The 13152-nt window shown below is 68.3% G+C and carries 12 protein-coding genes; 6 read left to right on the top strand and 6 right to left on the bottom strand.

The features are described from left to right. Positions 1–23 precede the first annotated feature (23 nt). Positions 24–2621, top strand: coding sequence for an aminopeptidase N (gene pepN, locus JOY29_RS11075; RefSeq protein ID WP_300973589.1), 2598 nt, complete (start codon positions 24–26; stop codon positions 2619–2621). A 155-nt stretch (positions 2622–2776) separates the two neighbouring features. Here the strand turns inward: pepN and JOY29_RS11070 are convergent, their stop codons facing one another. From JOY29_RS11070 to JOY29_RS11055, 4 genes are read right to left on the bottom strand one after another with little or no spacing between them, the layout of a single operon-like run. Further along, the gene (locus JOY29_RS11070) at positions 2777–3346 is read right to left on the bottom strand and encodes an ABC transporter (RefSeq protein ID WP_300973588.1); all 570 of its coding nucleotides are present in this window, start codon (positions 3344–3346) and stop codon (positions 2777–2779) included. Next, positions 3346–4299 (bottom strand): MlaD family protein, encoded by a 954-nt coding sequence (locus JOY29_RS11065; protein ID WP_300973587.1) that lies wholly within the window; start codon positions 4297–4299, stop codon positions 3346–3348. The genes JOY29_RS11070 and JOY29_RS11065 overlap by 1 nt, the downstream gene beginning before the upstream one ends. 10 nt (positions 4300–4309) lie before the next feature. Next, positions 4310–5116 (bottom strand): ABC transporter ATP-binding protein, encoded by an 807-nt coding sequence (locus tag JOY29_RS11060; protein WP_300973586.1) that lies wholly within the window; start codon positions 5114–5116, stop codon positions 4310–4312. Beyond that, entirely contained in the window at positions 5116–6201 is a 1086-nt protein-coding gene (locus JOY29_RS11055; RefSeq protein WP_300973585.1) for an MlaE family lipid ABC transporter permease subunit, read from the bottom strand. Before JOY29_RS11055 ends, JOY29_RS11060 begins: the two co-directional genes overlap by 1 nt. 103 nt (positions 6202–6304) lie before the next feature. Between JOY29_RS11055 and JOY29_RS11050 the strand changes: the two genes are divergently transcribed. From JOY29_RS11050 to JOY29_RS11035, 4 genes are all read left to right on the top strand, one after another. Next, positions 6305–7408, top strand: coding sequence for a CDP-alcohol phosphatidyltransferase family protein (locus tag JOY29_RS11050; protein ID WP_300973584.1), 1104 nt, complete (start codon positions 6305–6307; stop codon positions 7406–7408). After that, the gene (locus JOY29_RS11045; protein WP_300973583.1) at positions 7405–8184 is read left to right on the top strand and encodes an NTP transferase domain-containing protein; all 780 of its coding nucleotides are present in this window, start codon (positions 7405–7407) and stop codon (positions 8182–8184) included. Before JOY29_RS11050 ends, JOY29_RS11045 begins: the two co-directional genes overlap by 4 nt. Then, positions 8184–8852 carry an HAD family phosphatase gene (locus JOY29_RS11040; RefSeq protein ID WP_300973582.1) on the top strand — a complete coding sequence of 223 codons (669 nt, stop codon included), beginning with the start codon at positions 8184–8186 and terminating at the stop codon, positions 8850–8852. Before JOY29_RS11045 ends, JOY29_RS11040 begins: the two co-directional genes overlap by 1 nt. A gap of 80 nt (positions 8853–8932) precedes the next feature. Further along, positions 8933–10015 carry a serine hydrolase gene (locus JOY29_RS11035; RefSeq protein WP_300973581.1) on the top strand — a complete coding sequence of 361 codons (1083 nt, stop codon included), beginning with the start codon at positions 8933–8935 and terminating at the stop codon, positions 10013–10015. 28 nt (positions 10016–10043) lie between these two features. On the opposite strand, the gene JOY29_RS11030 is transcribed toward JOY29_RS11035, so the two are convergent. Beyond that, positions 10044–11306 carry a cystathionine gamma-synthase family protein gene (locus JOY29_RS11030; protein WP_300975530.1) on the bottom strand — a complete coding sequence of 421 codons (1263 nt, stop codon included), beginning with the start codon at positions 11304–11306 and terminating at the stop codon, positions 10044–10046. A 122-nt stretch (positions 11307–11428) separates the two neighbouring features. Between JOY29_RS11030 and JOY29_RS11025 the strand changes: the two genes are divergently transcribed. Next, positions 11429–11746 carry a DUF305 domain-containing protein gene (locus JOY29_RS11025; protein WP_300973580.1) on the top strand — a complete coding sequence of 106 codons (318 nt, stop codon included), beginning with the start codon at positions 11429–11431 and terminating at the stop codon, positions 11744–11746. Here JOY29_RS11025 and JOY29_RS11020 read toward each other — a convergent pair. Then, positions 11743–13146, bottom strand: a complete 1404-nt coding sequence (locus JOY29_RS11020; protein ID WP_300973579.1) for a DASS family sodium-coupled anion symporter — start codon at positions 13144–13146, stop codon at positions 11743–11745. The two genes, JOY29_RS11025 and JOY29_RS11020, sit on opposite strands and share 4 nt — an antisense overlap. Positions 13147–13152 lie beyond the last annotated feature (6 nt).

Raw genomic sequence — 13152 nt, 5'->3', positions numbered from 1 at the left:
CCGGGGTGACTAACCGTTGCGCCATGCTCGATGTACGCCCCGCGTTGGACGCCGCCGCCGCTCCCCCCGTCATCCGCCGCGAGGACTATCAGGCGCCCGACTGGCTGGTCCCCGAGATCGCGCTCGATTTCGACCTCGACCCCGCACGCACCGTGGTGCGGGCTCGGCTGAGCGTCACCCGCAACGGCGACCATGACCGGCCGCTCCGGCTCGACGGCGAGGAACTGGAGTTGCTGTCCGTTCGCGTGGACGGCGAAGCGCGGGAAGGGCGCATCGAGGACGGCCGGCTGGTGGTCGACATCGCCGGGGGCGGCGCCACGGTCGAGACCGAGGTCGCCATCGCGCCGGAGAAGAACAGCCAGCTGATGGGGCTCTACGCCTCGGGCGGAATCCTCTGCACCCAGTGCGAGGCCGAGGGTTTCCGCCGCATCACCTTCTTCCCGGACCGGCCGGACGTGCTCAGCCGCTACCGGGTCCGGCTGACCGCCGACAAGGCGCGCTATCCGGTGCTGCTGTCGAACGGCAATCCGATCGAAGAAGGCGATGCGGGCGAGGGCCGGCACTTCGCCGTGTGGGAAGACCCCTTCCCCAAGCCCAGCTATCTGTTCGCGATCGTCGCGGGCGACCTCGCCTGCAACCGCGACCGCTTCCGCACCATGACCGGGCGCAGCGTCGAGCTCGGTATCTGGGTGCGCGAGGCGGACCTTCCCAAGACCGCACATGCCATGCAGGCGCTGAAGGACGCCTTCGCCTGGGACGAGGAGGTCTATGGCCGGGAATATGACCTCGACCGGTTCAACATCGTCGCTGTATCCGACTTCAACTTTGGGGCGATGGAGAACAAGGGCCTCAACATCTTCAACACCCGCTACGTGCTGGCGGACGCGGAAACGGCGAGCGACGCCGACATCGATGCGGTGGCGGCGGTGGTCGCGCACGAATATTTCCACAACTGGTCGGGCAACCGCGTCACCTGCCGCGACTGGTTCCAGCTGAGCCTCAAGGAAGGCCTCACCGTCTTCCGCGACCAGGGCTTCAGCGAGGACATGGGGTCGAAGGCGGTCCAGCGGATCGACCAGGTGCGCACCCTGCGTGCGGCGCAGTTCCCGGAGGATGCCGGCCCGCTGGCGCATCCGATTCGGCCGGACAGCTACATCGAGATCGCCAATTTCTACACCGCGACCGTCTACAACAAGGGCGCCGAGGTGATCCGCATGCTGCGCACGATCCTCGGAGCGGAGCGCTATCGCAAGGGCACCGATCTCTACTTCAATCGCCACGACGGGCAGGCGGTGACCTGCGAGGACTTCGTGCGGGCGATGGAAGATGCGAGCGGGATCGACCTGCAGCAATTCCGCCTGTGGTACAGCCAGGCCGGCACACCGCGGGTCCGCGCGCGGCTGGAGCAGGCGAACGGCCGCGCCGCGCTGCACCTGTCGCAGGAAGTGCCGGCGACTCCCGGACAGCCAGCCAAGCAGCCGATGGTCGTCCCGCTTCGAGTGGCGCTGATCGGGCAGACGAGCGGGCGCGAGATCGTCGGCGAGCGGCTGGTGCTGCTGCGGACAGGCGAGCAGGTCGAACCCTTCGCCAGCGTGTCCGAGCCCGCCTACCTCTCGATCAACCGCGGCTTCTCGGCGCCGGTGATCGTCGAGGCGGAGCGACGGTCCGGCGAGATCGAGGCCCTGGCGGTCAGCGACACCGACAGCTTCGCTCGCTTCGAGGCCGGCCAGGAGCTGATGACCCGCGACCTGATGGCGGCGATTGACGGGGCCGAGCTCGACCCGTCGGCGGTGGTGGCGGCGGTCGGCGCGACCCTCCGAAGCAACGTGCTGGACGCCGCCTTCAAGGCCGACGCCATCGCGCTACCGGGCGAAAATATCCTCATCGAGAAGCTGGACGCGGCCGATCCCGCGCGGGTCCATGCGGTGCGCGAGGCCATGCGCCGGGCGATCGGCACGCGCCTCAAGGACGATCTGTCGCGCGCCTACATGGGGGCAAGCCGCGCCGATCCCGACAGCCTGTCGGGCGAAGCCAAGGGCAACCGCCGCCTGCGCGGGGCGACCCTGTCGCTGCTGGCGGCCGGCGACCCGGCGCTCGGCCGCTCGCTCGCCGCCAGGCAGTATGAAGGCGCGCGGACGATGACCGACCGGCAGTCGGCGCTGATGGTGCTGGCGATGCTCGGCGGCGACGAGGCCGTGGCGGCGCTGGACGACTTCTACCGCCGCTTCGAAAGTGATCCGCTGGTGATCGACAAATGGTTCGCGGTGCAGGCTTCGGTGCCGGGCGAAGCCACGCTGGACGCGGTCACGCGGCTGGCGGCCCACCCGGCCTTCACGCTCGCCAACCCCAACCGCCTGCGCGCGCTCGCCGGCAATTTCGCCGGCACGCCGTCGGCCTTCCACCGGGAAGACGGACGCGGCTACGACTGGCTGGCCGAGATGATCGTCGCGGCCGACAAGCTCAACCCGCAGACGGCGGCGCGCTTCGTGGCACCGCTCGGCCGCTGGCGAAAGATCGAGCCAGGGCGTGCGGCGAAGATGCGCGGCGCGCTGGAGCGGATCCTCGGCGAGCCTGGGCTCAGCAAGGACGTGTTCGAGCTGGCGAGCAAGAGTCTGGGCTGATCGCAAACTCCCCTTCTTTGCGGCGCAAGGATGGGAAGTGGCAGCGCGAAGCGCCGGCGGAGGGGCGGTGGCGATGCGGTTGGCCCCGCCACCACTCCGCTATGCGGAGCGGCCTTCCTCCCCGTCTGCTTCGCTGACGGGGAGGTCGGGCGACCTTAGTTCCCGATCCACCGCGCCACCTGCGCGGCGACCGAATTGGCGGTGGCGTTGATGGCAGGGCCGACGGTGGCGGCCGTGCCGTCGGCCGGGGCGCTGGCCGAGAAGCGGCGGGTCTGGACGGTGGCGCCGCGGGTTGCGGTCGCGTCATAGGTGACGACGACCTGGCCGGTCGCCGTGTCATAGCCGAAGCGGTGGATCACGCCCGAGACGCGGGTGCCGGGATCGATGCCGGTCTGGCGCGGGTCTATCACCACGCGGTTCGTGGTCCGCCGCACTGTCTCGCTCAACAGCTGCTGGAACAGGCGGTCAGGCGTTTCGATATACTGGAGGTCCTTCACGTAGGTGACCCGTCCGGGGGCCTCGAGCACGGGCACGCGCACCTGGCGGATCTCCTTGGAGGCGATCGGCAGTTCGATGGTGATCGCTTCCCCCGCTGCGCCGGCGCGGTCGAAGGTGGCCTCGGCCGCGCTTGGGGTGAGCGTCAGAAGGGTCGCAGGCACCTTGGCGCCGCCGAAGCAGCCGGACAGGGCCAGAACGGCGACGGCGGGCAGGAGAGCAAAGCGCATCAGCGGGACTTTCCGGGATTGTGATCGGGGAGTTTGGGCGCGCCGAGCACGCCGGTGACGCCACCCTGCTCGAGCCGGCTGGAAACGCCTTCGAGGCTGCTGGTGAGGTCGCGAAGGTCGCGAACCAGCCGGTTGATCTCGGGCAGCGTCGACTTGGAGAAGTTCTGCACGCCGGGCCGGGCATCGGCGACCAGTGCGTCGATGTTGGCGGTGGTCTGGCGGATCGACTCCATCGAGCGGCGGAGGTCCTGCGCGGCCGGCCTTGCATCCTGTTCCACCATGGTCGTCGTGCTCTCGGCAAGACGGGCCACCCGGTCGGCGGCGATACCGGCGTTGCGCGCCGCGATCCGCGCTTCGGCGACGGTGTCGGCGATCTCCGGCGCGCGGTCCGCAAGCACCCTGGTGGTGCGGTCGACATTCTCGAGGATGTCGGAAATGGCGTTCTGGTTGCGGTCGCTGAGCAGCTCCGTCAGCCGCTCGGTGAGACGCTGGATCCGCTCAAGCAGTTCGGGCGCCGAGTTGAGCAGCGCACCAAGCCCGCCGGCCGAGCTCGGCACCACCGGGCATCCCTGCGGACCGACCTGGGTCAACGGGCGGGCTCCCTTGACCGCGCCGTCGAGCTGGATCTCGGAAACGCCGGTAAAGCCGACGCCCTTGATCTGCGCCGTCGTGCCCTGGAGCACGGGGGTCGACTCCTCGACCTCGATCCGCACCCACACGAACTCCGGCCGGTCCGGAAGCAGCGAGACGCGGGTGATCTGACCCACCGGAACACCGGAGAAGCTGACGTTGGAGCCACGGTTGAGGCCGCCGACACCCTGACTGAAGTAGATGTCGTAGCACTTGCGCTTCTCGGTGTTGAGGCCGGCGATCCACACGGCGAAGAACAGCAGGCCGACGAGCAGGGCCAGGACGACGGTGCCAACGAGCACCTGGTTGGAGCGGGTTTCCATGGGGCTCTCGCTATGCCGCCGCCGCGGCGCGGCCGCGGGGTCCGTTGAAATATTCCTGGATCCAGGGGTGATCGAGCTGAAGCAGCCGATCGATGGTGTCGACCGCGATGACCTTGCCATCCGCCAGCACCGCCACCCGGTCGCAGATGGCATAAAGGCTGTCGAGGTCGTGAGTGATGAGGAAGACCGTGAGGTAGAGCCTCTTCTGAAGCGAGCGGATCAGCTGGTCGAAGGCCTGCGCGCCGATCGGATCGAGGCCGGCGGTCGGCTCGTCGAGGAAGAGCAGTTCGGGATCAAGCGCAAGCGCCCGCGCCAGCCCCGCGCGCTTCCTCATGCCGCCCGACAGCTCGCTTGGATACTTGGCTCCCGCATTGCCTGGCAGGCCGGACATGGCGATCTTGTAGCCGGCGATCTCGTCCAGCAGCGGCGGCTTGATGAAGGGAAAATATTCGCGGATCGGCACCTGCACGTTCTCGGCCACGGTCAGGGTCGAGAAGAGGGCGCCGTTCTGGAACAGGATGCCCCAGCGGCGGCGGATGTTCTTGGCCTCGTCCTCCGGCCGGTCGACCATATTCTCACCGAGCACCTCGACCTCGCCCGCAGTCGGCCGCTGCAGGCCGATGATGGCGCGCATCAGGACCGACTTGCCGGTGCCCGAGCCGCCGACCACGCCGATGATCTCGCCGCGACGGACATCGAGGTCGAGGTCCTGGTGGACGAGCTGGTCGCCGAAGCGGTTCTCCAGCCCGCGCACGCGGATGATCGGCTCCTCGCCTTCCGGCAGGATCGGGCTGGACTGCGGGTAGATGACGCTCATCAGATCCATCCGATCGAGCTGAAGAAGACCGCGAAGACGGCGTCCAGCACGATCACCAGGAAGATGGACTGGACGACGGCGGCGGTGGTCTTGAGGCCGACCTGCTCGGAATCGTTGGCGACGAGCATGCCCTGGAAGCAGCCGGCAAGCGCGATGATGAAGCCGAACACCGGCGCCTTGATGAGGCCGACCCACAGGTCGGTCGCCGGCACCACCTCGGAAATGCGCTGGACGTAGGTGAGCGGCGGGATCTCCAGCCCGACCCAGCAGAAGATGCCGCCGCCGACGATCGCGGTCAGCATCGCCCAGAAGGCGAGCAGCGGCATGACGATGATGGTCGAGAGCACCCGCGGCACCACCAGTGCCTCGACCGGCGACACGCCGATGGTCCGCATCGCATCCACTTCCTCGGTGATCTTCATCGTCCCGATCTGGGCGGCGAAGGCCGAGCCCGAGCGGCCGGCGACCATGATCGCGGTCATCAGCGGCCCCAATTCGCGGACGGTGATGCGGCCGATGAGATTGATCGTGTAGACTTCGGCGCCGAATTGCTGGAGCTGCACCGCACCCTGCTGGCCGATGACGATGCCGATGAGAAGGCTCATCAGCCCGATGATCCCGAGCGCACGCACGCCAACCACGTCGAACTGCTGGACGACGGCATTGTAGCGGAAGCGTCTGGGGTGTGTGAGCACCGCGAAGAAGCCCATCAGGGTCGCGCCGAAGAAACCGATCAGGCCGGCAAAGGTGCGCCCGCTCTCGATCGTCCAGGCGCCCAGCTCGCCGATGGCGCTGGTCTTCTTGGGCCGGATCGTCTCTGCCCCGTGATCGGCCTCGGCGACCTGCTCAAGGAGGTTCTCGACGTCGCGGCTTGCACCTTTCACCGTGGCGTTGCGGTCGCGGACGGTGCGGTGGATCAGCCAGGCGCCGACCGTATCGATCCGCTCGATGCGGGAGAGGTCGATCGTCAGCGGATCGGGCGCCGCATCGATCTCGCGCTGGGTGGAGCCGACGCGGCCAATCGTCAACGCACCGCTGGGCGCGAAGACATGCTCGTCCGTATCGGGCAGTGCCGCCGATGCCATCGTTACGGGGACATGCCCGCAAAGAAGTGCAACGGCAAGCGCTCGGCGCCGCTCACATTCTGCCTTGTTCTTGCCAAGCTTTGTCGCTTTGCGCTCGTTTCATATGGCCGAGACGTCCGCCTCCCTCATCCAGTTCCTTCCCCTTGGCGATCCCGAGGTGCGCCTGTTCGGCCGGACCGCCCGCGCGCGGGCCGAACAGGTCGCGCTCAAGGCCGGCCTCGCAGTCGGCGGATCCGAGGACATCGGCCGTAGCCGGATCCTCGCCGACATGGGGTTCGCCTGGGATCCCGCCTGGCTCGCCGAGATGAAGCAGCGGCCGGGGAGCGTGCTGATGCTCAACGGGAAACCGGTCATGGCGCACCTGCCCGCCGGCACCGCCGGTGAGGGCCTCGCCACGCCGGGGCTCGAGCCGATCGACGGCCGCACGGCCTCCTTGAGCTATTTCGAGCTTCGCAAGCGCGAGCGGCCGTTCGTGATGCCGCTCGACCCCGATGACCCGCTGCCGGTCGAGCGCGCGCTCTACGACGCCAGCTACAAGGGCGTGACCGATCTCCTGACCCTTTACTTGTGGCGGCGGCCGGCCTTCTGGCTGACGCGCTGGGCGGCACAGGCGGGCATGACGCCCAACCAGGTGACGCTGATCGGCCTTCTCTTCTGCGTCGCCGCCTTCTATTTCTTCTGGGTCGGCCAATATTGGCTCGGAACCGCCACCGGCTTCGTCTTCATGGTGCTCGACACGGTGGACGGGAAGCTCGCGCGCTGCACCGGCCAGTCGTCCAAGTGGGGCGACGTGTTCGACCATGGCACCGATCTCCTCCACCCGCCCTTCTGGTGGTGGGCCTGGCTGCACGGCCTCGGCGCCGCCGGCCACCAGCTGGAGGAAGTCTACAAGGGCGGCCTGCTGGCGGTGATCGTCGGCACCTATGTCCTCGGCCGGCTGATCGAGGGCTGGTTCAAGTGGCGCTTCAAGATGCACATCCATGTCTGGCAGCGGATCGACAGCCAGTTCCGGCTGGTCACTGCCCGCCGCAATCCGAACATGGTGATCCTGGTCGCCTGCCTCGCGCTCGGCCGCCCCGACTGGGGCATTGAACTGGTCGCTTTGTGGTCGGTGCTGAGCCTCATCTTCCACAGCGTCCGCCTCGCGCAGGCCGAAGGCGTGGCGGCGCGCGGACGCAAGATCACCAGCTGGCTCGACGCCGCGTGAGCGTGGAGCGCTGGACCGTGCTGATGCTGGCGGGCTCGCGGCCCGGCGGCTGCGCGCTGACCGACAGTCTCGGCGTCGACTACAAGCCGCTGCTGCCGATCAAGGGCGAGCCGATGCTGCTGCGGCCGCTCCGCGCCCTGCTGGCCGTCGAAGAGGTGGCGAGCATCCGCGTGCTGACCCAGCAGCCGGAGCGTTTCGATGGCGTGCTTCCGGACGACCCGCGGGTGATCGTCGAGACGTCCGACCAGACCATCGCCGCCACCCTGCTGCGTATCTGCGACGATCCCTCGACGCCCTTTCCCCTGCTGGTCACCACCGCCGACCATGCGCTGCTGACGCCCGAGATGGTGCGCGAAGTGCTTCGGGTCGCGACCGACAGCGGGTGCGATATCGGCATCGGGGTGGTCAGCCGCACCACCCTCATGGGCCGCTTCCCGAACGCCCAGCGGACTTGGCTGCGCTTCGGCCGGGAACAGTATAGCGGCGCCAACCTGTTCGCCCTGCGCACGCCCGCCGCCAAGGCCGGAATTGAGCGCTGGCGCGCAATCGAGAAGGACCGCAAGAAGGGCTGGCGTGTGCTGCTGCAGCTCGGCCTGCCGCTGTTCCTCGGCGCGGTGCTGCGGGTGCGCAACATCCACCAGACCGCAACCGGCCTCAGCCGCACGCTCAAGACGCGCATCAAGGTGGTGGTGATGAGCGATCCGCTCGCCGCCGTCGATGTCGACAAGAAGGCCGACTACGAGCTGGTCGACGCGATCCTCGACGGACGCGCCTGATGGACCTCGCCATCTATGACATGGACCGGACGGTGACCCGCCGCCCGACCTACACCAGCTTCCTTCTCCACTGCGCGATCCACCGGGCGCCGTGGCGGCTCGTCTTCCTGCCGGTCGTGGTCGGCTCGATGCTCTTCTATGTCGTAAAGCTGATCAGCCGGGCGACGCTCAAGGAAGTGAACCATCGCCTTCTGATCGGGCAAAGCATCAGCCTGGCCGAGATGAAGCCGCTGGTCGACAGCTTCGCCGACCGGCAGGCGGCAACCAACATCCGCCCCGGCGCGCGCGCCGCGATTCGCCGCGACAAGGAGCAAGGGCGCCGGGTCGTCATGGCGACCGCCAGCTACCGCTTCTACGCCGCCGCCATTGCCGAGCGGGTCGGCTTCGACGACGTGATCGGCACCAACACCATGCTCGGCCTCGACGACAGCATCATCTGCCGGATCGAGGGCGAGAATTGCTATGGCGAAGCGAAGATGCGGATGGTCGCCGACTGGGTCGAGAAGAGCGGCCTCACCGGCAAGCACGGCCACGTCCGCTTCTACAGCGACCACGTCACCGACGCGCCCGTATTTGAATGGGCCGACGAAGCGGTCGCGGTGAACCCGCACGGACGCCTGCGCGAACTGGCGACCAAGCGCGGCTGGGCGGTCGTGGACTGGGGCTGAGCCCACCGTCTCGCCCGCGGACGCCTCGTTTCGTCCGTTGCCGCCTGCAAGACGGCTGTCTCGGTTCCTAACTGGGGTTGATGCGTAGCTGGCTTGCTTTCGTCGCTTCTACCCTGCTGTTCACGGCGGGCTGCTCGGAAGCGCAGAATAAGACCGCCGGATCCCAACCTTCGGTCGGTCGAGAAACAGCCATTGCCACGCGCGGGCTCGACCCAGCGCTCATGGCGGAGGTGCGGAAGCGGGCGGACGCGCTGCCCCGGCTCCAGGCGGTGCTGGTCGCCCGCCATGGCGAGACCCTTGCCGAATATCGCCTGCGCGGACCGGCGCTCGACCAGCCGGTGAACATCAAGTCCGCTTCCAAGTCGGTGCTTTCGGCGCTGGTCGGGATCGCCATCGGGCGTGACCTGCTCGATGGGCCGGAGCAGAAGATCGCGCCGCTTCTGCGCGCCGATATTCCGCAAGGGGCCGATCCGCGCATCGAACAGATCGAGATCGGTCATCTTCTCTCAATGCAGGCAGGCCTCGGCCGCACCTCGGGCCCGAATTACGGGGCTTGGGTCGCGAGCCCCAATTGGGTGCGCTACGCACTGTCGCGCCCGTTTGCCGCCGAGCCGGGCGGCGAGATGCTCTACTCGACCGGCTCCTCGCACCTGCTGTCCGCCATCCTCACCCGCACCTCGGGCCGCAGCACCCATGCCCTTGCGCAGGAGTGGCTGGCCGAGCCGCTCGGCATCGACCTGCCGACCTGGCCGCGCGATCCGCAGGGCATCTACTTTGGCGGTAACGACATGCTGATGTCGCCGCGGGCGCTGCTCCGCTTCGGCGAGCTCTACCGGCAGGATGGGGTGTGGCAGGGCCGCCGGATCCTGCCCGAAGGCTGGGTGGCGCAGAGCTGGCGTCCGCGGACCACCTCACCGTGGAGCGGCAATCCCTATGGTTACGGCTGGTTCTCACAGCGAAGCGGTGGCCACGACGTCCACTTCGCCTGGGGCTATGGCGGGCAGATGCTGTTCATCGTGCCCGCCCTCGACCTTACGGTCGTGATGATATCCGACCCCTCGCCCCACCCCCGTGCGGAAAGTCACGTGCCGGCGCTCGCCCAGCTGCTTGCCACCGGCATCATCCCGGCCGCCGAGCGCGGAGGAACGAGGCCGACGGCCTGACGCCGTCAGGCAAGCAGTTCAGCCCGCCTCAAACCGCCCGAAGAGCGTTGTCGAAGTCGGCGATCAGATCGTCGGCATTCTCGACGCCGATGCTGATACGCACGAGGTTGTCGGTGATGCCGAGCGCCTGCTTGCGCTCGTCCGGGACCGAAAGATGGGTCATCGCCGCCGGCGCGCTGGCCAGCGTCTCGGTGCCGCCGAGGCTGACCGCGAGGTGGGCGATGGTGAGGTTGTCGAGGAAGGCAAAGGCCTCCTTCTCCCCGCCCTTCAGATAGAGCGAGAAAGTTGAGCCGGCGCCGGTGCAGTGGCGGTTGTAGATGTCTGCCTGGCGGCTTCCCTCTTCGAGGAAGCCGAGATAGCCGACGCTTTCCACCTTCGGGTGGGTGCGCAGGAACTCGCACACCTTGGCGGCATTCTCGCCCGCCCGGCTCATGCGCAGTTCGAGCGTCTCAAGGCTGCGCAGCAGCATCCATGCGGTGTTGGGATCGCAGATGGTGCCGATGGTGTTGCGCATCATCCGGATGGGATCGAGGAACTTCTTCGATCCGACCAGACCGCCGGCGACGAGGTCGCTGTGGCCGCCGGCATATTTCGTCAGGCTGTAGACCGAGACGTCGGCGCCCGACGCCAGCGGCTTGGCCCACAGCGGCCCGAGGAAGGTGTTGTCGATCGCGATCGGCGGGCGGGCATCGCCGGGGAAGGCGGCGTCGCGGGCGGCGCGGACTGCCTCGACGTCGACCAGGGCGTTGGTCGGATTGGCCGGGCTCTCGAGATAGATGAGGCTGAGGCGGCCCTTCTCCTTCGCCGTGGCGATGACCTTGTCGATCTCTTCGCGGGTCGCGCCCGCCGGGAAGTCGAGCCAGGTCACGCCGAAGCGGCCGAGGATCTTGGCGATCAGCGTTTCGGTCGCGGCGTAGAGCGGGCCCGAATGGACGATCACGTCGCCCGGCTGGACGAAGGTCAGCAGCAAGGTGGCGATCGCCGACATGCCGGACGAGAAGGCGAGCGCATCCTCGGCCTGCTCCCAGACCGCGAGTCGATCCTCGAGAATCTCCTGGTTGGGCCCGTTGAAGCGCGAATAGACGAGGCCTTCGGCGCCGCCCGGACGCTTGCCGGTGATGCCTTCGAAGAAGCGCTTGCCGTCGGCCGCATTCTTGAAGACGAAGGTGGAGGTGAGGAAGATTGGCGGCTTGAGGCTGCCTTCGGACAGGGCCGGATCGAAGCCGAACCCCATCATCATCGTCTCCGGAGAGAGCGGGTGGTTGCCGATCGCGGTCGGGCTCTTCTTCATCTGGCGGCTCGCGGGCACGCCGCTCATCTCGGCTTCGTTTTCCATGGGCGTCGCCCTAGCCGAGGGGCGCCACGGGCGAAAGCCGGGGTTGCGATTAAGCGGTGCGCGCCCACGTTCCGGCCATGCGATCGCTCTTTCTTGCCCCTGCCATGCTCCTGCTCGCCGCCTGCGGCAGCAACGCCCCGCCCATGCCCGACCAGAATGGAATGGCCGGTCAGCAGATGCCGGGCATGGCCATGCCCGCCGCGACCGGCGACCAGGATCGCGACTTCGCGCGGATGATGATCGTCCACCACCAGGGCGCGATCGACATGGCCCGCCAGCAGATCGCGCGCGGCCGGGACCCGGGGCTGAGAAGGATGGCGAACGAGATCATCGCCGCCCAGCAGCGCGAGATCGCCGAGCTGAACGCCTATCTGGACCGGACCGGCGGCCGCTAACCGAACAGGGGCGCGACCGCCCACACCACGCCCACCATCAGCGGCACTCCGGCAAGGTCGAGCAGGAGCCCGGCCTTCAGCATGCGCGGCAAGGCGATATGGCCGGTCGCCCAGGCGATGGCGTTGGGGCCGGTCCCGCTCGGCAGCATGAAGCCCCAGCTGGCGGCGAAGGCGGCGGGCAGCGCAAGCAGGATCGGATCGACCCCGGTCGCAGCGATGATCCCGGCGACCACCGGGATGATCCCGCTGGCGGCGGCGACATTGCTGGCGAATTCGGTGATCAGGACCACCAGCGCCACCAGCGCGATCGCAATCAGGAGCGGATGGACGGCTTTCAGCGGCGCCAGCGCGGTGCCGAGCCAGGTGTCGAGCCCGCTTTCGCCGATCCCGGCCGCCAGAGCGAGCCCGCCGCCGAACAGCATGATCACGTCCCACGGCGCGCGGTTGGCCTCGTTCCAGTTGAGGATTGGGCGGCCGGTCCCGTCGGGGACGACGAACAGCAGCAGGGCGGCGGCGATGGCGACCGTGCCGTCGACCAGCACGTCCTTCGGCAGCCGGTCGGCGATGAGGGGCAGCAGGGTCCAGGCCGCGACGGTGAGCAGGATGACGGGGATCAGGCGTTTTTCGGCGCTGGACCAAGCGCCGGCCTCGCCGATGGCGGCGATCGCCTCGTCCGCGTCGAAGTCGGTCGGCGCCACCTTCTGCACCCGCATCAGGATGAACCAGCAGAGCGGGATCGACAGGATCACGAGCGGAACGCCGAAGCTTGCCCAGGTGAGGAAGTCGATCCGCAGGCCGACCGTCCGCTCGATGATCCCGGCGGCGATGGCGTTGGTCGGCGAACCGACGAGGGTGGCAAGGCCGCCGATGGAGGCGGCGAAGGCGATGCCCATCGCCAGCGCCCCGGCGAACCCGTCGGTATGACCGGGAACGATCCGGGCGGAATGGAGCACGGCGACCGCGATCGGCATCATGATCAAGGTCGTCGCCGTATTGGAAACGATCATCGACAGGATGGCCGTCGCGGCCATGAACGCGAACAGCATCGCTTTCGGGGTCCGGCCGCCACGGCGGACGATTGCCAGCGCCAGCCGGCGGTGGAGCCCGGTCCGCTCGATCGCCAGCGCGATGATCGCGCCGCCGAGGACGAGGAACAGGATCGGGCTGTAATAGGAAGCAGCCGCCTCGCTTGCGGTCATCACGCCGAACGCCGGCAGGAGCAGGAACGGCAGCAGCGCGGTGGCGGTGAGGGGAAGCGCCTGGGTCATCCACCAGCTCGCCATCAGCGCGGCGAGCGCCACCACCCGCCAGGCGGTGACCGGCATTTCCTCGGGCGGAGGCAGCAGCAGCAGCGCCATGAACAGGGCGACACCGCCCCACAGACCCCAGCGCTGCGCCATGCCTAC

Origin of the sequence: Sphingomonas sp. LHG3406-1, assembly GCF_029637485.1 — a bacterium.
Classification (GTDB): Bacteria; Pseudomonadota; Alphaproteobacteria; order Sphingomonadales; family Sphingomonadaceae; genus Sphingomicrobium.
Note: the sequence above shows the minus strand (reverse complement) of the source record. Positions and strands in the feature narration are given on the sequence as shown.